The 20,476-nt window shown below is 71.2% G+C and carries 16 protein-coding genes and 1 tRNA gene; 12 read left to right on the top strand and 5 right to left on the bottom strand.

Annotation, left to right across the window (positions count from 1 at the left end; all coding sequences use genetic code 11):
- Window positions 1-77: 77 nt before the first annotated feature.
- The 3 genes from QP119_RS09525 to QP119_RS09515 form a co-directional block, all read right to left on the bottom strand.
- The gene (locus QP119_RS09525; protein WP_284775645.1) at window positions 78-1,901 is read right to left on the bottom strand and encodes a hypothetical protein; all 1,824 of its coding nucleotides are present in this window, start codon (window positions 1,899-1,901) and stop codon (window positions 78-80) included.
- Complete coding sequence (locus tag QP119_RS09520; RefSeq protein ID WP_284775643.1) at window positions 1,901-2,623, bottom strand: hypothetical protein; 723 nt, start codon at window positions 2,621-2,623, stop codon at window positions 1,901-1,903. Before QP119_RS09520 ends, QP119_RS09525 begins: the two co-directional genes overlap by 1 nt.
- A 220-nt stretch (window positions 2,624-2,843) precedes the next feature.
- Window positions 2,844-2,920: transfer RNA gene (locus QP119_RS09515), tRNA-Arg, on the bottom strand.
- Between the two features lie 134 nt (window positions 2,921-3,054).
- On the opposite strand from QP119_RS09515, the gene QP119_RS09510 reads away from it, so the two are divergent.
- From QP119_RS09510 to QP119_RS09490, 5 genes are all read left to right on the top strand, one after another.
- On the top strand, window positions 3,055-5,436 hold the full coding sequence (locus tag QP119_RS09510) for a cytochrome c oxidase assembly protein (protein WP_284775641.1): 2,382 nt from the start codon (window positions 3,055-3,057) through the stop codon (window positions 5,434-5,436).
- A gap of 164 nt (window positions 5,437-5,600) precedes the next feature.
- A complete protein-coding gene (locus tag QP119_RS09505) occupies window positions 5,601-6,176 on the top strand; it encodes a single-stranded DNA-binding protein (RefSeq protein ID WP_284775640.1) in 576 nt (191 codons plus the stop codon).
- Window positions 6,177-6,266: 90 nt separating this feature from the next.
- The gene (gene ettA / locus QP119_RS09500) at window positions 6,267-7,937 is read left to right on the top strand and encodes an energy-dependent translational throttle protein EttA (protein ID WP_284775639.1); all 1,671 of its coding nucleotides are present in this window, start codon (window positions 6,267-6,269) and stop codon (window positions 7,935-7,937) included.
- 93 nt (window positions 7,938-8,030) lie between these two features.
- A complete protein-coding gene (locus QP119_RS09495) occupies window positions 8,031-8,525 on the top strand; it encodes an acyl-CoA thioesterase (protein ID WP_284775637.1) in 495 nt (164 codons plus the stop codon).
- A complete protein-coding gene (locus tag QP119_RS09490; RefSeq protein WP_284775635.1) occupies window positions 8,522-9,280 on the top strand; it encodes a hypothetical protein in 759 nt (252 codons plus the stop codon). Before QP119_RS09495 ends, QP119_RS09490 begins: the two co-directional genes overlap by 4 nt.
- A 120-nt stretch (window positions 9,281-9,400) precedes the next feature.
- On the opposite strand, the gene QP119_RS09485 is transcribed toward QP119_RS09490, so the two are convergent.
- Entirely contained in the window at window positions 9,401-10,372 is a 972-nt protein-coding gene (locus QP119_RS09485) for a mechanosensitive ion channel family protein (RefSeq protein ID WP_284775633.1), read from the bottom strand.
- Between the two features lie 256 nt (window positions 10,373-10,628).
- Here QP119_RS09485 and QP119_RS09480 point away from each other — a divergent pair, with 256 nt between their 5' ends.
- On the top strand, window positions 10,629-11,789 hold the full coding sequence (locus QP119_RS09480) for a cystathionine gamma-synthase (RefSeq protein ID WP_284775632.1): 1,161 nt from the start codon (window positions 10,629-10,631) through the stop codon (window positions 11,787-11,789).
- Between the two features lie 163 nt (window positions 11,790-11,952).
- Window positions 11,953-12,621: an SDR family oxidoreductase gene (locus QP119_RS09475; protein WP_423777796.1), complete on the top strand. Its 669-nt coding sequence runs from the start codon at window positions 11,953-11,955 to the stop codon at window positions 12,619-12,621.
- On the opposite strand, the gene QP119_RS09470 is transcribed toward QP119_RS09475, so the two are convergent.
- Window positions 12,575-14,590, bottom strand: coding sequence for an FAD/NAD(P)-binding protein (locus QP119_RS09470; protein ID WP_284775627.1), 2,016 nt, complete (start codon window positions 14,588-14,590; stop codon window positions 12,575-12,577). The genes QP119_RS09475 and QP119_RS09470 overlap by 47 nt on opposite strands.
- 132 nt (window positions 14,591-14,722) lie before the next feature.
- Between QP119_RS09470 and QP119_RS09465 the strand changes: the two genes are divergently transcribed.
- The 5 genes from QP119_RS09465 to QP119_RS09445 all read left to right on the top strand — a co-directional run.
- The gene (locus tag QP119_RS09465) at window positions 14,723-16,363 is read left to right on the top strand and encodes a TIGR04028 family ABC transporter substrate-binding protein (RefSeq protein WP_284775625.1); all 1,641 of its coding nucleotides are present in this window, start codon (window positions 14,723-14,725) and stop codon (window positions 16,361-16,363) included.
- The gene (locus QP119_RS09460) at window positions 16,360-17,298 is read left to right on the top strand and encodes an ABC transporter permease (protein ID WP_284775622.1); all 939 of its coding nucleotides are present in this window, start codon (window positions 16,360-16,362) and stop codon (window positions 17,296-17,298) included. Before QP119_RS09465 ends, QP119_RS09460 begins: the two co-directional genes overlap by 4 nt.
- 1 nt (window position 17,299) lies before the next feature.
- Window positions 17,300-18,199, top strand: a complete 900-nt coding sequence (locus QP119_RS09455) for an ABC transporter permease (protein ID WP_423777795.1) — start codon at window positions 17,300-17,302, stop codon at window positions 18,197-18,199.
- Window positions 18,199-19,866, top strand: coding sequence for a dipeptide ABC transporter ATP-binding protein (locus QP119_RS09450; protein WP_284775620.1), 1,668 nt, complete (start codon window positions 18,199-18,201; stop codon window positions 19,864-19,866). The genes QP119_RS09455 and QP119_RS09450 overlap by 1 nt, the downstream gene beginning before the upstream one ends.
- On the top strand, window positions 19,856-20,476 hold a 621-nt coding region (locus QP119_RS09445), incomplete at its 3' end, for a CMD domain protein (protein ID WP_284775618.1). The genes QP119_RS09450 and QP119_RS09445, both read left to right, overlap by 11 nt.

The raw sequence follows: 20,476 nt of genomic DNA, 5'->3' as shown, positions 1-20,476 counted from the left end.
CAGGGGCCGGCCGATCCGGATCGGCCGATCGAGGCCGGCAGATCCGGGTCGGCCGCAGCGGGTCTGACCGGGGACGGTCAGACCCGCTGCTCGCGGGCCCAGTCGCCGATGACCCCGGGCACCGTCGGGGTCGGCTCGCCGAGGAGCTTGCGCCGGTTCTCGTCGAGCTCGACGGCGGTGGTGACCGCCTTGACCGACCTGGAGCTCCCGCCGGACTGACCGGCGCCGTTCGCCCCCATCATCGGCGCGACCGGCATCCCGCCGCGCATGCCGGTACCGGCCTGGCCGCCGCCTGTGCCCGCACCGGCGGTTGGGACGCCGGCGCCGGAGACACCGGGTGCTCCCGCCCCGGGCGCGCCGGGCACCACGCCTCCGAAGCCGGCGCGCCCGCCGGGGGAGTGGGCCCCGGCAAGGCCCGCCGAGCCGCCGGCCGAACCACCGAAGGAACCTGCTCCGCCGCCGCGGACCGCGCCGAGTGCCGGGGATCCCGCGCCACCCGGCAGCCCGCCGCCGATGCCGCGCGGCATGTTCGCGGAACCACCCAGGCGCGGCGAAGTCGGGGTGTCCGTCCGCGCGGACCCGGAGTTGCCAGCCCCGAATGCCCCCGGGGCGAGCATCCCAGACTGGGACGCGACACCGGATACCGGAGAGGCAGTGCCGAGAGACCCGGTGCGACCGGCGCCGCCTGCTCCCAGACCGCCGTTGATTCCGTTGGCCCCGCCCAGGGCCCCGGACCTGCTGAGCGGTGCGGCGGCGCTGGCGCCGGTCGTCCCGCCGATGCCGGGGACCGGACCGTTGGCGCCGCCCAGGGTCGGGGCGGCAGCGGCGGGGGAGCCGAGCGGGTGGCTCGCCGGGGTCGTCAGCGCCGGCGGCCCGGCCATGCCGGAAGGCCCGGCGTAGTGGCTGGCCTGAGGGGCGCCCCCGCCGAGGACGGTGGCAGCCTGGGTGACCAGGTGGTTGCCCGCGCCACGCCAGGCGCCGGCGGCCTCATCGATGCGGGCGTTCGTCGTCGCGTACTGCGGGTTCTCGCTGACCTGGCCGCCGCCCTGGGCGGTGGCGGGGTCCATGAGCATGTGCACCGCCGGGATGGCCGGGGCCAGCGACGCCTGGAACCTCGGGACGAAGGTGGTCAGGAAGGCCTGCTCGGCGGCGATGCGCTCGGCCGGCGGCATGGCCGTGACCGCCGCCCGGGCCGCCTGGACCTCCGCGTTGCCGGCAGCGTGGGCTGCATGCAGAGCCTGGGTGTGCTGGGCCATCACCATCGCGTTGGCGGAGAAGTGCCCGGCGCGGGCAGCCATCTCGGTGATGCGACCGGCGGCGCTGTCGAAGACCGCACCGGTGTTGGCCCCGGTGACGTCGGCGGCGACGGCGTTGAGCTCGTCGGCGACCGCCGCCAGCGCGCGTGCCATGGTGTTCCAGGAGTCGGTCGCCTGGATGGTCAGGTGCGTGCCGGTGGCGGCGAACTCCCCGGCGAGCTGGTCGAGGCTCAGCGTCGGGGCGACGACCGGGTGGGTGGGGTTGAGCGCGCCGTAGTTGGCTGCGGGCTCGTTCGGGAGCTGGGTCGGGCTCAGCGGCTCTCGGCCGGCCTCATAGAAGTTGTTGAGCAGGCCCATGGAGTTGGCGAGGTCGCGGCTGGTGAGGATGCTGTCGGTCCAGGCGAGGGCCTCCTGCGCCCAGTTGAGTTGCTCGGCGAATTGCTTGAGGACTCCGGCGGCAGAACCGTTTCCGCCTTGGAGGGCAATTCCATGCGCGGCACCGAGTTGATCGAGGCCGGATACCGCCGAATATGCGCCACTTATGGTCGACCGTTGTGCGGCAAACATGGCTTCCTGTGCGGCATTGACCTGGGCGACGATCTTGGTGATTGCGCGTTTGGTTGCTGCTCTATCTAGTTCGATCATTATGCATTTCCCCCGATGAGTTTCGTGATCGTTTCGTGTGCTTCCCTCGCACGCTTACAGGACTCCGCGGTATTTCCGGTATTCAGAGGTGGGATAAACATGATTTCCCAACGCCCCCGATTGGTGTTGACCCCGCTCGCGCATTCGTTCCTGTCCGCTGTCCCGTTGATCAGATGGGGCGAGAACGGATCTTGCTCAGAGATCTCAAAAATCTCAATACCTTGGTTCTGAAGATCAGCCAGGGTGGAACGAGAACTGAGAATCTGGAATCGCTCGCCACCTGGTTCGTGTGGAGACGCGTCAGTTGATGTCTTGCTCCCCGAACAGCTCGCGACGTAGCCGGCGAGCTTGTCCATGTCGGGCTCGATCTTGAGCTCAATGCCTGCCTGCCGGTAGATCTCCGGGGAGATCTCCGTGCAGGGATTGAACTGCTCGTCCGGGTGCGTGGCCATGTCGATCTGCCCGGGCTCGAAAGGCAGCTTCGACGAGGGGACGCCGAACAACGTCGGCCCGTCGTGCGCGCTGTCGGCGGCCTCCGTCCCGGCGCTGTCCCCACCACCGTCGCTGCCCTTGATCGCGGCGGCGGTGTCGAGCACCGGGCCCGCGGAACCCGCGCAGCCCACGGTGAGCAGACCCGCGACGGTGACTGTCGCGAGCGTCGTCAATCGTCGGGTCGGTGGTGGTCGCATCGGCATTGCCCCCTCGCTGTCGAAGCCTCTCAACCGGTCGTGATGCGGGGATCTCTCTTCCCCTCGTCCCCCTTAGACCGGTCCGGGGCGCCTCCGGTTCCCTTTCCGGGGCGACCCGTGGGGGCCATTGTGCGCGACGCGAAAACATCCCGCATCTCGGGCGGGGAACTCCCCGCTCGGGGCACCGCCGCCGCAGACGTGGGAAAAAGCGCTGGCCGCACACTCGAAAAGATGCGTTGACCAGCGCTTTCAGTGGTGCCCCCAGCAGGATTCGAACCCGCGACCAGCCGGGTAGAAACCGGATGCTCTAATCCACTGAGCTATGGGGGCGCGGCGGGGACGGTGAGTCGGACGCAGCGCGTCGCAGCGCGGCGTCGGCAAGCGTCCCCACGTGCAGTGACTCTAGTGCACGGCCCCCTGCGCCCCAAGAGGTGGCCGGGCGGCGGGGAAGTAGGGTGGTGGCTATGTCTGACACGCTCGTTCGGGACGGTGAGGCCCCGGCCGGCCCGGCCTGGCGCCCCTCCGTCCGGTCGACCTGGCCGCTCTACCTCGCCTTCATCGTCTTCGCCGGCGTGGTCGGCGCGGCGATCTCCTGGGGGCTGCTCGCCGACTCCCTGGCGGCACTCGGCATCCCGGACCCCGGCCGGCTGACCACCGTCGGCCTGCCCTTCCTGCGCGCGGCCTCCTGGATCGTCTCCGCGCTCGCCGTCGGCTCGTACCTGGCCGCCGCCTTCCTGATCAACCCGGACGTGCCGGAGAACGACAACTCCCGCATTCTCGAGGCCCGCCTGACCGTCGACGGGCACATCGCCGCGCGCACCGGCGCGCTCTCCTCGCTGGCGCTGGGTGTGATCTCCCTGGTCATGGTGCCGCTGACGCTCTCCGACGTCTCCGGCACCCCGTTTTCCCAGGTCCTCCAGCCGGCCGCCTGGGCCACCGCGCTCGAGCAGGTCTCCGCCGCGCAGGCCTGGGCGTGGACCGCGGGGCTGGCCTTCCTCGTCGGTGTGCCCGCCCTCTTCGCCCGCCGCTGGTCCAGCCAGCCGCTCGCCCTGGTCTTCGCGGTGCTCGCCGTGGTGCCCAACGGGCTCGACGGCCACTCCGCGGCCGGCGGCAACCACGACTACGGCACCAACTCGTATCTGTGGCACCTGATCTTCCTGGTGCTCTGGATCGGCGGCCTGATGGCGCTGATCGCCCACTGCCGCCGCCTCGGCCCGGACACGGAGACCGCCGTGGCGCGCTACTCGAAGCTCGCGCTGTTCTCGATCATCGTCATGACCGTCTCGGGTATGGTCAACGCCGCGGTGCGCATCGACTTCTCCGACTGGCTGACCACCACCTACGGCCTGATCATCACCGCCAAGGCCGTCGGCGTGGTCGTACTCGCCTTCCTCGGCTTCGTCCACCGCCAGGTCACCATGCCCAAGCTCGCCGGACCTGACCCGGGCCAGCGCGCCTTCCGCCGTGTGGCCGTCGTCGAGGTGGCCGTCATGGCCGCCGTGACCGGCGTGGCCATCTCCATGGGCCGCACCCCGCCGCCGCCCCCGCGCGACCCGAACCTCTCGCCGATGGCCGTCAAGATCGGCTTCGACCTGCACGAGGCGCCCACCTTCTGGAACGTGTGGACGATGTGGCGCTTCGACATGCTCTTCGGCACCATCGGCCTGGTGCTCGCCGCCGCCTACATCTACGGCGTGGTGCGCGTGCACCGCCGCGGCGGTGACTGGCCCGCCGTGCGCACCTTCTGGTTCCTGCTCGGCTGCCTCTCCCTGACCGTGATGATGAGCTCGGGCATGGGCATGAACATGATGGCGCTGTTCTCCGTGCACATGATCGTGCACATGGGCCTGGCTATGGTCGTGCCGGTCTTCCTGGTCCTCGGCGCGCCGTTCACCCTGGTCATGCAGGCTGCCGAGCCGGGCGCGCCGGGCCGGCCCGGACCGCGCGAGTGGGCCTTCGCCCTGTGCCACAGCCGCACGCTGGGCTGGATCACCAATCCGGCGGTCAACACGCTGCAGTTCCTCTTCTTATTCTACATCATCTACATCACCCCGCTCTTCGACGTGATGGTCGCCGAGCACGGCGGGCACGTGATCATGAACGTGCTCTTTTTGACCTCCGGCTTCCTCTACTTCTGGGAGATGATCGGCTCGGACCCGATCCCGAAGCGCGGCAGCGTGCTGCTGCGCCTGGGCTGGCTGATGCTCTCGATGCCGGTGCACCTCTACTTCGGCGTCTACCTCATGCAGCTCAACGAGGTGCTCGCCGAGGACTTCTACGCCGGCCTGCTGCTGCCCTGGGCGCCGGACCTGCTCGCCGACCAGAAGGTCGGCGGCGGCATCGCCTGGGCCTCGGGCTCCTTCCCGCTGGTCGTCGTCTTCGGCGCGCTGTTCTACCAGTGGCTGCGCGACGACAAGGCCGAGGAGAAGGCCTACGAGGCGCGCGCCGAGGCCACCGACGACGCCGAGCACTCCGCCTACAACCAGTGGCTGGCCAGCCTCAACGACGACACCGAGCCTGCGACAGAGATTGACGACGCCCCGTCCGCCCCCGCCGGCGGTACCCCTTCCGGAGCTGCGTCGGCGCCTGCGCCGCAGGCGCAGGACGGCGCAACCACGGACACGGCGGTGACGGAGACCGCGACGGCGGGCGACGGGACGTCGGCAAGCGAGGCCGACGACGCGGAGGCCGAGGACGCCCGCCCGCGCCGCCGCGACGCGCGCCCCGAGCACCCGGGCGTGCCCTGGCCGATGTCGGACTCCGCCTACTACACCGAGGAGTTCGGCGAGGCCCGCGAGCGCGGGGAGCGCAAGCGCAAGAGGCGCGGCGGGCGCAAGCGGCGCTGAGGCCGGCCTGTGGATGACGTCGGGTTGTCCACAGGCGCGCGCCGGGGCGCTGCGGGCGGTCGCGGTCACAGGGCAGCATCGGGGGCGAGCCCCCGGGGGGAGATTCCGCGGGAGTGTCCGGGGGCGCACCGATCACCCTCGCGCTCCCGCGGGAAAGGACCGTCATGGCCATCAACCACCCGGTCACCCTGACCGGCAACCTCACCCGTAAGCCCTGGCTGCGGCGCACCCAGACCGGCGCGCTCGTGGTCAAGATGCGCATCGCCGCCGACCGCTCCCTGCGTGACGAGAAGTCCAAGACCGGCTGGAGCAGCGTCGACGAGCTCTTCATCGACGTCGAGGCCTGGGGCGACCTGGCCTACAACTGCCGGGTGAGCCTGGACAAGGGCTCGCCGATCGTGGCCACCGGCTACCTCGTCACCGAGGAGTGGGAGGGCAAGCAGGGCGCCACCGAGGAGGATCGGCGCCGCTCGCGCGTGCTGCTGAAGGCCCGCGCCGTCGCCCACGACCTCAACCGCCACTTCGCGCGCGTCAACCGCTGCGTCAACGTGGTGGAGCGCTGGGCCAACGAGCGCGACCCGCAGAACCAGGCTCTGTTCGCCCAGAACGTCGACGAGGACCTCTACAAGCCCCAGAACGTCGAGTTCGGGCAGGCCCCGGACGGGGACTCCGAGCCGGCGACCTTCGACACCGCCCCGGGCGGGGAGGAGGTCCCCTTCGCCACCGCCGACGTCGCCTGAGCCCCGCTCGGTGCGGCCTGGCCCGGCGCCGCGCTGCTGGTAGGGTTACCCTCTAGTGTCTGACGCGAATAACCACGACAGAGGGGAAACATGGGCGAGTTCATCTACACGATGAAGAACGTGCGCAAGGCCATCGGTGACAAGGTCATTCTCGACGACGTCACCATGGCCTTCTACCCGGGCGCCAAGATCGGCGTCGTCGGCCCGAACGGCGCCGGCAAGTCCTCCATCCTGAAGATCATGGCCGGGCTCGACCAGCCCTCCAACGGCGAGGCCTTCCTGGACCCCGGCGCCACCGTCGGCATCCTGCTGCAGGAGCCGCCGCTGGACGACTCGAAGACCGTCCGCGAGAACGTCGAGGACGGCCTCGGCGACGTCTTCGAGAAGAAGCGCCGCTTCGAGGAGATCGCCGAGGAGATGGCGACCAACTACAGCGACGAGCTGATGGAGGAGATGGGCAAGCTCCAGGAGGCGCTCGACGCCGCCGACGCCTGGGAGGTCGACTCCAAGATCGAGCAGGCCATGGAGGCCCTGCGCTGCCCGCCGTCCGACGATCCGGTCACCCACCTCTCCGGTGGTGAGCGCCGCCGCGTGGCCCTGGCCAAGCTGCTGCTCTCCGAGCCGGACCTGCTGCTGCTCGACGAGCCGACCAACCACCTCGACGCCGAGAGCGTGCAGTGGCTGGAGAAGCACCTGCAGGACTACCCGGGCGCCGTGCTGGCCGTGACCCACGACCGCTACTTCCTCGACCACGTCGCGGAGTGGATCTGCGAGGTCGACCGCGGCAAGCTCTACCCCTACGAGGGCAACTACTCGACCTACCTGGACACCAAGCAGAAGCGCCTCGAGGTCGCCGGCAAGAAGGACGCCAAGCTGCGCAAGCGCCTCAAGGAGGAGCTGGCCTGGGTCCGCTCCGGCGCGAAGGCCCGGCAGGCCAAGAACAAGGCCCGCCTGGAACGCTACGAGGAGATGGCCGCCGAGGCCGAGAAGTACAAGAAGCTGGACTTCGAGGAGATCCAGATCCCGACCCCGCCGCGCCTGGGCAACAAGGTCGTCGAGGTCAAGAACATGTCGAAGGGCTTCGACGGGCGCACCCTGATCAAGGACCTCTCCTTCACGCTGCCGCGCAACGGCATCGTCGGCGTGATCGGCCCGAACGGCGTGGGCAAGACCACCCTGTTCAAGACGATCGTGGGCATCGAGGAGCCGGACGAGGGCTCCGTCGAGGTCGGCGACACCGTCAAGCTGAGCTACGTCGACCAGAACCGCGAGAACATCGACCCCGAGGCCACGGTCTGGGAGGTCGTCTCCGGCGGCCTGGACTACATCCACGTCGGCCAGAACGAGATGCCGTCCCGCGCCTACCTGTCGGCCTTCGGGTTCAAGGGCCCGGACCAGCAGAAGCCGTCGAAGGTGCTCTCCGGCGGTGAGCGCAACCGCCTGAACCTGGCGCTGACGCTCAAGGAGGGCGGCAACCTACTGCTGCTCGATGAGCCGACCAACGACCTGGACGTCGAGACCCTCGGCTCCCTGGAGAACGCCCTCGAGAAGTTCCCGGGCTGCGCCGTGGTCATCTCCCACGACCGCTGGTTCCTGGACCGCACCTGCACCCACATCCTCGCCTGGGAGGGCAACATCGAGGAGGGCAAGTGGTTCTGGTTCGAGGGTAACTTCGGCGACTACGAGAAGAACAAGGTCGAGCGCCTCGGCGAGGAGGCCGCCCGCCCGTCGCGCGTGACCCACCGCAAGCTGACGCGCTAGGCGTCGGCGGGTCTCTGCCCGCCCGGCCGGCCGGCACCGCACTTACGCAGGCACCGCATCACAAGGCACGAATCAGAGAGGGAAGCGAGAACAATGGCATCCATCCACGAGGGCTCCGTCCACCGGACCTACGTGCCGCTGCGGTGGAACGACTTCGACCGCTACGGGCACCTCAACAACGCCCAGTACATCGAGCTGGCCCAGGAGGCCAGGGTGAAGTTCGCGCTCACGGAGTTCCCGCGCGCCGGGCTGAAGACCCCGATGTTCTTCCTGCGCAACCTCGAGGTCGACTTCATGAAGCCGATCCTGCCGAACAAGGAGGACCGCGTCCTCATCGAGACCACGGTCGAGGCGATCGGCACGACCTCCATGACCACCCGCCAGGAGGTCAAGGACCCCGAGGGCCGCGTGGCCGCCGTGGTGCGCTGCGTGTCGGTGGCCATGGACCGCGAGTCCGCCCGCCCGCGCGCGATCAGCTCCGCGGAGATCGGCGTGCTGACCCAGTACGCGGAGTCCTCCGAGGACAGGGGCCCGGCCGGCGAACTCGAGGGCCCCGACCACGGTGACCGGGAGGACGGCGCCCGTTGACCGGTGCGAACGGCGGCTGGACCGAGGAGTTCCTCGAGATCTCCGACGGTGCGTCCGGCCTGCAGGCGCTCGTCTCCCGCGCCGTGGGACTCGACGCCACGGCGCTGGCGCGCCTGCAGCAGCGCGGTGAGTTCGTCGAGGTCTTCGTGACCACGCCCTTCGACGTGGTCGCCTCCCGCCGCGTGCGCGGCACCGCCTCGCGCGACGGGGCGGTCGTCTCCGCGCGCCGGCTGCTCGACGAGCTGGTCGTCTACAACTCCGCGGAGCCGAGCTCGCGCCACCTGGCGCTGGGCTCGCCGCGTGACCCCTCGTGGCCCGGGGCGCTGCCGCCGGCGCAGGGCTTCAGGGAGATCGACCGGGTGCCCGTCGACGTGGTGCGCACCCTGGCCGACAAGGGTCAGTCGCTGGCCCGGCAGTTCTCCGGCCCGCTGGGCCCGCCGCGCAGCCTGCTCGACCAGACGGTCCTGGAGGTCAGCTCGGACCCGGAGGGCCGCGAGTCCGCGACGGCCACCGGCGCCTCGGGGGCCGGGGGAGCGGGCACCGCGGCCGGTGACTCCGCCCCGGCCGAGGGCGTGGAGACGGTGGAGATCCCCATGCGGATGATCTTCACCTGCACCTCGCTGGGGCTGATCCCCGGCTTCGCCGCGAGCACGGATATCCCCCGCCACCTGCGGGTGGCCAAGCTGGGCCGGTGGGTGCGCCTGGACGCGCCCTTCGGCACCGTCTACCGCTCCACCAGGCTCTCGCTCTTCTGAGCCGCGGCGCGGCGGAACCGCACCAGCCGCGCACCCGCACACGGAAAACCGCCGCACCCGGAAGGGGTGCGGCGGTGTGGAACCGACGGGACGTCGGAAATAGACGGAGGTCTGAGGGGCCTAGGCCTCGTCCCCCTCCATCGAGGGGTGCTGGATGCCGATGCCGTGCGGGTAGGGCACCTCGATGCCCTCCTCGTGCATCCGCGCCAGGATGTGGCCTTGGACGTGACGCTGCACGTCCCACTGGTCGCCGGGCATCGTGGTCACGGAGATGCGGTAGGAGATGTGGTCGATCTCGAAGGCGGAGACACCCTGCATCTTCGGCTTGTCCAGGATCTTGGAGGCCACCTCCGGTGCCTCGCAGGCCTCCTCGGCCGCGGCGGTGATGACCTTGCGCGCCTCGTCCGGGTCGTTGGAGAGGCTGACCGGGATCTGCAGGCGGGCGATGGCGTACTCGTCGGCGAAGTTGCCCACGCGCAGGATCTCGCCGTTGCGCACGTACCACAGCGTGCCGTCCATGTCGCGGATCGTGGTCAGGCGCAGCGAGATGTCCTCGACGTCGCCGATGATGCCGTCGCCGACGTCGATGACGTCACCCACGCCGTACTGGTCCTCGAGCAACATGAAGATGCCTGCGAGGAAGTCCTTGACCACGGACTGCGCGCCGAAGCCGAGGGCGACGCCGGCGACACCGGCGGAGGCGATCAGCGGGGCGATGTTGACGCCCAGCTTGTCCAGGATCGCCAGCGCGGCCCACACCCAGATGATGATGCCGACCGCGGACTTGCCCACCTGGGCCAGCGTGCGGACGCGCGACTTGCGGCGCCGCTCCTTGGCCCGCTCGGCCAGCGTCTGCTCCTGCTGCTGCTCGGCGTCGCGCTGCCGGCCGATGGGCAGCAGGTGCGACTTCTTGCGCGGCTTGCGTTCGATGTTGCTTTCGGCCAGGCGGTCGATGAGGCGGCGCAGCGCCCAGTGCGCCACGATCGCGACGACGAGGGTGATGCCGAGGCTGATCGGCACGTCGATGAGCCACTGCTGGACGAGATCGTTCTCCCACCAGGAGGTCACGGTGGTGGCCGCGGAATCGGTCATCCCGGAGACACCTTCGGGTGAATTAGCTGCGAGTAATGCGAGGTCATCGGGGTTCATTGGCCCCAACGTAGTGGCGGAAACGGCCCGATGCGACCGCTGGGGCGGCGCTGGGGGTGGGCACGGCGCGCAGCCCCTGGGTGTGCGGGTCGGGGGGAGCAGGGGGAGTGGACCGGACCGTGTGACAAACCTGTACCGCTTGGTCTATTGTTGCGGGAAACCCCCGGACCGCCTTTCCCGACGCGAAGGAGAACCCCACGTGAGCGCCCCGTACCCCGGCTTCTTCACCGACGCGATCCACGCCGGTTACCACCCGGACTCGCACACCGGCGCGGTCAACGTGCCCGTCTACACCTCGACCACCTTCGCCCAGGACGACATCGCTACGCTTCGCGGCGGCTACGAGTACGGCCGCTGCGGCAACCCCACCACCGCAGCGCTGGAGAAGGTCGTGGCCACCCTCGAGGGCGGCGAAGAGGCCTCGGGGCGCGCCTTCGCCTCCGGCATGGCCGCCACCGACACCGTGCTGCGCGCGCTGACCCGTCCGGGCGCCCACATCATCCTCGGCGGTGACGTCTACGGCGGCACCTACCGTCTCATCGAGACCGTCTTCAAGCCCTGGGGCGTCAACTACTCCGTGGTCGACACCACCGACGCCGGCCAGGTCCGCGGCGCCCTGCGCGACGAGACCGCCGTGGTCTGGCTCGAGACGCCGACCAACCCGATGCTCGGGGTGACCGACATCGCCGCCGTCGCCGGGGTGCTCGACGGGCACCCCGCCCGCCTGGTGGTGGACAACACCTTCGCCACTCCCTACCTGCAGCGCCCGCTGAGCCTGGGTGCCGACGTGGTGGTCCACTCGACCACGAAGTACCTCGGCGGCCACTCCGACGTCATCGGCGGGCTCGTGGTCACCCCGCACCCCGAGATCGACGAGCTGGTGCTGAAGTTCCAGGGCGACATCGGTGCCATCCCCGGCCCCTTCGACTCCTACCTGGCCTACCGCGGCATCAAGACCCTCGGTGTGCGCATGGACCGCCACTGCGCCAACGCGCAGGCACTCGCCGAGTTCCTCCGGTCCCGCGACGAGGTCGCCGAGGTGCGCTACCCGGGCCTTCCCTCGCACCCGGGCCACGAGGTCGCCGCGCGCCAGATGTCCGGCTTCGGTGGCATGGTCTCGGTGCGCCTGGCCGGCGGCGAGGAGGCCGCCAAGCAGTTCTGCCGCAACACCGAGCTGATCTGTCTGGCCGAGTCCCTCGGCGGCGTGGAGAGCCTGCTCGAGCACCCCGCCACCATGACGCACCTCTCGGCCGAGGGGTCCGCGACCGCCCCGCCGCGCGACCTGGTGCGCATCTCCGTCGGTCTCGAGGACCGCGACCAGCTGCTCGCCGACGCCGCCCAGGCGCTCGACCGGCTCTAACCCCCCGCCCGCGCCCCGGGCCCCGCGCTACCCTGGCCGCATGAACACCACCGACACCACCGACACCACCGCGGACACCGCGAACCCCGCGGCCGCCACCACCGCCGCCGCAGATCCGGAGCGCCCCCGCAAGGTCGCCGTCGTCACCGGAGCGACCGGCGGGATGGGCGTCGAGATCGTCGCGGACCTCCTGCGCGACCACGACGTGTGGGCCATCGGCCGTGATGCGGCAGGCCTCGACCGCCTCGGCGCCCTGGCCCACGTCACGGCCGTGCAGGCCGACCTGGTCACCGAGCTGCTCGACGAGCCCACCGGCGCGCTCGACGAGGTGCTGGGCCTGGAGCGTGTCGACATCCTCGTCCACGCCGCGGCCGTCGCCCGGCGGCGCACCGTCGAGGCCGCCTCAGCGGAGGAGTGGCGCACGCATCTCGACCTCAACGTCGTCGTGCCCGCGCAGCTGACCCGCCGCCTGCTGCCGGCGCTGCGTCAGGCCGGCGGCGACGTCGTCTTTATCAACTCCGGGGCCGGCGACGGCGCCTTCCCCGGCAACATCGTCTACGCCGCCTCCAAGCACGCCCTGCGCGCGCTGGCCGACGGCCTGCGCAAGGAGGAGGCCCCGGCCGGGGTGCGCGTGAGCACCGTCGCCCCGGGCCCCACCGACACCCCGATGCTCGAGACGCTGGTCGCCCAGGAGGGCGGCACCTACACCGTCGAGCACTACATCGACCCCGACGAGGTCGCCCGCGCGGTGCGCACGGCCGTCGACGCCGGGCCGTCGACCCAGATCACAGAGATCGCGGTACGTCCACGAGTCGAGTTGACGGACCGCTGAGGAAGACCTCGACGGCGTGGCGCGCCGCCTTGTCGGTCTCCTGCAGCATCAGCGGGTCGGTGCCGGGCATCGGCGAGATCGTCGTGTCCGCCATCTGCCCGTAGGTCGGGATACCCAGCAGCATCAGCCGTGCGTCCGGCGTGCCGTCGGGGTGGACCAGCGCGCGAGTCTCCGGGTCGACCTCGGGCGAGCCGGTGGGCACGGCCTGCCCGTCGGAGGTGTGGTTGTCGAAGGCGCGCCAGCGGCCGGCCGCCTCGATCGAGCGCGACAGCTTGTCGGTCGCGCGCTGGATGACCGGCTTGTGCATCCAGGCGTCGACCAACGTCGTCGCGCGCACGGGCGTGCCCGTGGTGGGGGAGACCACGGTGAAGTGCGCGTCGCTTGACGACGCCGCGCCTGCCGCGGCGTGTGCGCCCTGACTCACCGTCACCGTCGGCTCGGCGCCGAGCAGGGTGACCAAGCCGGCGTCGATGAGGGCGAGCAGCTCGCGGGTGCGGAAGAGCGGCGGGCCGGAGCCGACCATCTGGCCGAGGGCCATGAACGCCGAGAGCGTGGTGCGCCGCGACTCGGCGGTGTAGACGCCCTGGTCGCCGAGGATGGCCGACGGCTTGCGCGAGGCGCTGATCGACCACAGGCCCGCCTTGAGCGGGGAGTCCCAGGCGTCGACGGCCTCAGCGATGTCGCGCGCGAGGAAGCCGGCGATGGTCTCGGTGACCTCCTCCGGGGTGCCGGAGACGCCGGCGAGCGGCTCGAACCAGGCGGAGAGCCGGAAGAGGTCTTTTTCTGCGACGTGGCCGGCCAGGGTGTCCTCGAGCCGGTCGACGGGGGTGGCGTCGATGAGCCCGATCAGCGAGTCGAGACCGGTGTCGATCGCCCCGGGGCGCGTGGCGGCCAGCGTGCGATAGTAGGCGGCGTGGGCGTCGCGCACGATCGCCGGCCACACCTCGGCGGTGAAGTCGACGCTGTCGCGGCCGCTCAGCTCGTTGATGACGGCGCGCAGCCGCTCCAGGGAGGCCTTCGGCGGCAGCGAGCCGTAGTCGGACTTGGGCACGTAGGGGTAGCCGCGCCGCGAGGAGACCCACAGGTGCGGCTCGCGCCCGGACGGCTCGTAGCGCAGCCCCGAGCGCGCCGAGTCGTCCTCGAGGAAGCGTCCGCCGCGGCCGATGGTCAGCAGCGCCATCGCGTCGAAGAAGCCCATGCCCAGCCCGCGCACGATCACGTCGCCGCACTCCGGCACCGCGTCGAGGTTCTGGTCGATGGGGTTGTCCGGGCGCACCCAGGTCAGCCCCGGGTGCTCGGCGACGGCCGCGGCCAGCGCCTCCTCCTCGGCGGTGGGGCCGGGCTGGACCCAGCCCGGGGCGATGACGGTGGCGTCGGCGCGGATGAGCTCGCCGTTGTCCAGGCGCAGCCAGTCGATGCCGTTGTCCTCGTCGGCGATGACCTCGACCACCCGGCCCGGGTGGCGCCAGACGGAGACCTCGGGCGGCAGCAGCATCTCGGCGACCTCGGCGAACCAGGTGATGTAGAGCCCGTAGAGCGCGCGGGTGGGGTGGGACTGCTCGACGGTCGCGTCGATCTCCTCGCGGAACTCCGCCAGCTGCGTCGGCCGCACGGGGTTGAGGCGGAAGAGCCGCTGCTTCTCGGCGGAGATGCCCTCGGTCTCGCCGCGGACCAGGCGGATCCACTCGAAGAGGGTGGGGCCCTCCTGGACGGGGTTGCCCACCGAGGAGCCGGGCTCGGTGAACAGCGTGACCGCCCCGGCCAGCGTGTTCATGCACAGCGTCTGGCCCTGGTCGGGGTTCCAGATCCGCCCGCCGTAGAAGACGACGTCGTCGATGAGGTGGATGAACGTGAAGTTCTTCGGCGGGTTCGCGGCGATGCGTTCGATGACGGAGATGCCGCGCGGACCGGCGCCGATGATGGCGATGCCGGGGGCGGCGGCGTCGTCGGCTGCGTGTTCCTTGGTCATGTCTTCAGACTCTAGTACACCTCCAGTAGACCGATTTGTATGCCCCTGACGAACTGATCTGTACGTAACAGTGATACGGTCGGCGTCGTGAAACTTGATACACCCCGCCCGACCCGCAGGAGGCGGCGCCCTGTGCGCGCCGCCGTGGCCGCCGTCCTGGTCGCCGTCACCGCCCTGAGCGCCTGCGCGCGCCCGGCGGGGCCGGCCGGCGCGGCGGAGAACTCCCTGACCTACCTCGAGCCGCAGTTCTTCAACACCCTCTACCCGCCGGCCGCCGGCTACTACGCCAACGGCGCGGTGGTCAACAACATCACCGACCGGCTGCTCTACCAGGACCCGGAGACCCTCGAGCTCTCCCCGTGGATCGCCACCGAGTTGCCCGAGGTCAACGCCGACGCCACCGAGTACACCTTCACCATCCGCACGGACGTGACCTACTCCGACGGCTCGCCGCTGACCGCCGAGAACGTGGTCAAGAACTTCGACCTCTACGCCCTCGGCGACAAGACGCGCTCGCTGACCAGCTCCGAGCAGATCTCCAACTACTCCCACGGCGAGGTGCTCGCCGAGGACCGCGTGCGCTTCCACTTCGACGCGCCCGCCCCCGGCTTCGCCCAGGCGACCAGCTCCTTCAACGCCGGGCTGCTCTCGGACGCCACCCTGGACAAGGGCAACGAGGGCTTCTCGCCCGGCTCGGCGACCGGCGTCTCCGGCTCCGGGCCCTTCGTGATCACCGCCGAGCAGCTCGGCACCGAGCTCGTGCTCACCGCCCGCGAGGACTACGACTGGGCCCCGCCGGCGCTCGAGCACCAGGGGCGCGCCGGGCTCGACGAGGTCCGCTACGTGCTCGCCGGCGAGGAGTCCGTGCGCGTCGGCGCGCTGACCGCCGGCCAGGCCGACCTGGTCCGCGAGGTCGCCGCCCCCGAGGAGCGACACCTCGAGGACCGCGGCATCGGCATCGTCTCCCACGGCACCAACGGGATGAACAACCAGCTGGCCTTCCGCTTCCGCCACCCGCTGCTGCAGGACAGGCGGGTGCGCCAGGCGATCATCGCCGGCATCGACCGCGAGGAGATCATGCGCACGCTCTTCTCCGCGTCCTACCCGATGGCCGACGCCCCGATGGCGCGCACCGCGCTCGGCCACAAGGCCCAGCCCGACGAGGCCTACGCCTTCGACCCGGAGCGCTCACGCGAGCTCTTCGCCGAGGCCGGCTGGACGCCGGGCGAGGACGGCATCCTGGTCAAGGACGGGAGGCGCATGGAGCTGACGGTCAACGAGGCGATCGCCCAGCCGCGCTCGCGCGAGGTGGTCACCAAGCTGCAGGAGCAGCTGCGCCGCGTCGGAATCAAGATCAACCTCAACCCCGGCGACAACGCCACCCAGAAGGCCGACCTGCTCGACCAGGACAAGATCCAGATCGCGCACACCATGGTCGGCCGCGCCGACTATGACGTCATCCGCTCGCTCTACCACTCCGAGACCCGCAACCAGATGCTCAACGGCGACTCCGCCGACGGCAGCGTAGGCGACGAGCACCTCGAGGAGCTGCTCGACGCCGTCGCCTCCGACCCGGACGCCGCCGACCGCGAGCGCCTGGCCGGCGAAGCGCAGGACTGGGTCACCGAGAACGCCTACGTGCTGCCGCTGTTCGAGGAGCCCGTCGTCTACGGCGTCCAGCCCTGGGTCAAGGGCTTCCAGCCAGAGTCCATCGGGCGCCCCAGCTTCTACACCGTCACCCTCGACACCGAGGCCCGGGAGGCAGACAAGTGACCGCCCGCTACATCGCACGCCGCATCGGCCAGGCCGTGCTCGTGCTCTTCATCACCTTCACCGTCGCCTTCTTCCTGCTCTCGGCGCTGCCCTCCGACGGCGTGCTCGCCCGCTACGCCGGCCCCGAGCTCGGCCTGTCGCTGCAGGAGATCGAGGCCATCCGCGACGAGCTCGGCGCCGACGACCCCCTGATCGTGCAGTACCTGCGCTCGCTCGGCGGCTTCCTCACCGGCAACTTCGGCTACTCGGTGCAGACCGGATCCTCGGTGGCCGGCATGATCGCCGAGGCCCTGCCCGGCACCCTGGCCCTGGCCGCGGCCGCCTTCGTGCTTGCCGTGGTCATCGCCCTGGTCATCGCGGCACTCGCCGCCATCGAGCGCGCCGAGTGGCTCACCGGTGCGGTGCGCGCGCTGCCGGCGCTGATGGTCTCCTTCCCGAGCTTCTGGATCGGCATCATCCTCATCCAGGTCATCTCCTTCCAGCTCGGCTGGGTGCCCGTCATCGGCGCCAGCAGCGTGCAGGATCTCATCCTGCCGGCGGTCACCCTGGCCGTCCCCGTGGCCGCCCCGCTGGCCCAGGTGCTCGTGCGCGCGGTCGACGAGGTCCGCGCCGAGCCCTTCGTCCAGGCCACCCGCGCCCGCGGCGCCTCGCCGTCCTGGCTGTTCTGGCGCACCGTCATGCGCGCGGCCCTGCTGCCCGCGGTGACGATGGCCGGCCTCGTCTTCGGCGAGCTCGTCGGCGGCGCCGTGGTCACCGAGGCCGTCTTCGGCCGCCACGGCCTGGGCCGGATGACCGTCGACGCCGTCGCCTACCGTGACACCCCCGTCCTCCTGGCCGTCGTGGTCATCTCCGCGGCCGCCTACGTGACCATCAACCTCCTCGTGGACCTGGCCTACCCGGTCCTCGACCCCCGCCTGCGCAGGAAGGCGAACTGACGTGACGCACCTGAACCTCACCAAACGCACCCGCCACGCCGACGCCGCAGGCGGCGGCGCAACCGCCGACCGGGACGCAACCGCCCGGCGCACCCGCTCGGCGTCGGCAAGCGTCTGGCGCCGCCCGGCCACGATCGCCGCACTGATCGTGCTGGCCGTCGCCGTCGTCGCCGCGCTCTTCCCGGCGCTGCTGGCCACCGACGACCCGGTCTCCGGCACCGCCACCCCGCTCGCGCCGCCCTCGGCCGAGAACTGGCTGGGCACTGACGCCGTGGGCCGCGACCTCTACTCGCGCATCGTCTTCGGCGCGCGCCACTCGCTGTCCGGCGCGGTGATCGCCGTGGCGCTCGGCCTGGTCGTCGGCACGCTTGTCGGCCTGCTGGCCGGCACCCGCGGCGGCTGGGTCGACGCGGTGCTCATGCGCGGCGTCGACGTGCTGCTGTCCGTGCCGTCGCTCCTGGTCAGCCTCTCGGTGATCATCATCCTGGGCTTCGGCACCGTCAACTCCGCCATCGCCGTCGGTGTCTCCTCGGTGGCCACCTTCGCCCGCCTGGCGCGCTCCCAGGTGCTCAAGGTCGCCGCCACCGACTACGTCGAGGCCGCATTCGGCTCCGGCGGCACCCGCACCCAGGTGCTCGTGCGCCACGTGCTGCCCAACTCGCTGGCCCCGGTCGTCGCGCTGGCCGCCGTGCAGTTCGGCTCGGCGATCCTGCAGCTGGCCACCCTCGGCTTCCTCGGCTACGGCGCCCCGCCGCCCACCCCGGAGTGGGGCCTGATCATCGCCGAGGCTCGCGACTACATCGCCACCTCCTGGTGGCTGACCCTGATGCCCGGACTGGCCATCGTCGCCGTCGTCCTGGCCGCCAACCAGCTCTCCCGCGCGCTGAGGAAGGTGCTCTGATGACCGGAACAGGAACCACCGGAACCACCGGAACCCCCGCCCCGGGAACGCCCGCCCCGGCCGCGGACACCCCGCTGCTCGAGGTCCGCGACCTCGCCGTCAGCTACGCCGGCACCCGCGGGCCCGTGCACGCCGTGCGCGGCGTCGACCTCGAGGTCCACCCCGGCGAGATCACCGCCATCGTCGGCGAGTCCGGCTCCGGCAAGTCCACCACCGCCGCCGCCGTGATGGGGCTCCTGCCGGACTCCGCCACCCTGGACACCGGCAGCGTCCGCATCGCCGGCCGCGAGGTCACCGGGCTGAAGGAACGCCAGTGGCGCAAGTTCCGCGGCACCACCGTCGGCCTGGTGCCCCAGGACCCGCAGAACTCGCTGAGCCCCGTGCAGACCATCGGCGCCTCCGTGGCCGAGGGCCTGGCCATCCACCGCCGCGGCACCCGCGCCACACGGAAGAAGAAGGCCCTCGAGCTGCTCGAGCGCGTCGGCATCGACGACCCGGCCCGCCGCTTCGACCAGTACCCCCACGAGCTGTCCGGCGGCATGAAGCAGCGCGCGCTCATCGCCGCCGCCGTGGCCCTCGAGCCGCGCCTGCTCGTCGCCGACGAGCCGACCAGTGCCCTCGACGTCACCGTGCAGAAGACTATCCTCGACCTGCTCGACGAGATGCGCCGCGAGCTCGGCCTCGGCGTTCTGCTGATCACCCACGACCTCGCGGTGGCCGGCGACCGCGCCGACCGCGTGGTCGTCATGCAGCACGGCGAGGTCCGCGAGTCCGGCCTGGCCGCCACCGTGCTGACCGACCCGCGCGACGGGTACTCGCGCCGCCTGCTGCGCGACGCACCCTCGCTGCACACCGCCGAGGCCTTCCGCACCCACACCCCGGACCCGCAGGCCGAGACGGTGCTCACCGTCGACGGGCTGGGCCAGGACTTCGACGGGGTCACCGCCGTCGACGACGTCTCCTTCAGCGTCGCCCGCGGCCACACCCACGCCATCGTCGGCGAGTCCGGCTCCGGCAAGACCACCACCGGCCGCGCCGTCGCCGGCTTCCGTACCCCCACCCGCGGCACCGTCGACCTCGACGGGATCGACGTCGGCGGCCTCGACGAGCGCGGCCGCCGGAAGCTGCGGAAGAAGGTCCAGCTGGTCTACCAGAACCCGTACTCCTCGCTGGACCCGCGCCAGCGCATCGGCTCCATCGTCGCCGAGCCGCTGCGAAACTACGGCCGCGACGCCTCCGAGAAGGTCGTCGCCGCCGCGCTCGAGCGCGTGGCCCTCGACCCGGCGCTGGCCGGGCGCCTGCCCGCGGAGCTCTCCGGCGGGCAGCTGCAGCGCGTGGCCATCGCGCGTGCGCTCGTCGTCGAGCCGGACGTCGTCGTCTTCGACGAGGCCGTCAGCGCCCTCGACGTCTCCGTGCAGGCCCAGATCCTGCGCCTGCTCGACCGCCTGCAGCAGGAACTCGACCTGACCTACGTGTTCATTTCGCACGACCTGGCCGTGGTACGCCAGATATCGGACACCGTCTCGGTGATGGCCGGCGGCCGCCAGGTCGAGTCCGGCCGCACCGAGGAGGTCTTCACCCACCCGCAGACGGACTACACCCGCGAACTCATCGACGCGATCCCCGGGTCGCGCTACCGCACAGGAGGACTGAACCTTGGGCTCTGAACTTTCCGCCGACATCATTGACGTGCTTGCCGACGTCCCGTCGGTCACCGACCTGCGCGCCGGGCGCGCCCAGGCGCGCGAGAACGCGCAGCGCGCCTTCGCCGCGCTGCTCGAGCCCGAAAAGCCGGGCACCTTCACCCAGGCCGAGCGCTACGCCGTGGCCGCCTTCACCGCCCTGCTCCACGACCAGCAGCGCGCCGTGATCTTCTACCTGGAGCTGCTCTCCGACGAGACCGACGAGATCCACGCCGGCATGGTGGCCAAGCTCGCCCGCGCCGCCGCAGGTACCGGCCCCTACGGCGTCTACCGGGAGACCGGGCTGGCCGGCGAGTCCGCGCCCGGCCCCTGGTTCGACGAGGAGGCCGCCGCCGCGAAGGTCGGCGGGCGCCTCGCCGCGGCCTTCGGGCTGGCCCACCTGTTGGTCTTCCACCCGCGCGACTCCCGCCCGGGGATCTGGGAGCCGCTGGCGAAGGCCGGCTGGACCACCGACGAGACGGTCAGCCTCGCCCAGCTCATCGCCTTCCTCGCCTTCCAGCTGCGCGTCGTCCGCGGGCTGTGGGTCCTCGGCGGCGCCGAAGGTGACGGTGACGGCGCAGGCGCCGGTGACGGC

Source organism: Corynebacterium frankenforstense, assembly GCF_030211955.1.
In the GTDB taxonomy this organism is placed as follows: Bacteria; Actinomycetota; Actinomycetes; order Mycobacteriales; family Mycobacteriaceae; genus Corynebacterium; species Corynebacterium frankenforstense_A.
Note: the sequence above shows the minus strand (reverse complement) of the source record. Positions and strands in the feature narration are given on the sequence as shown.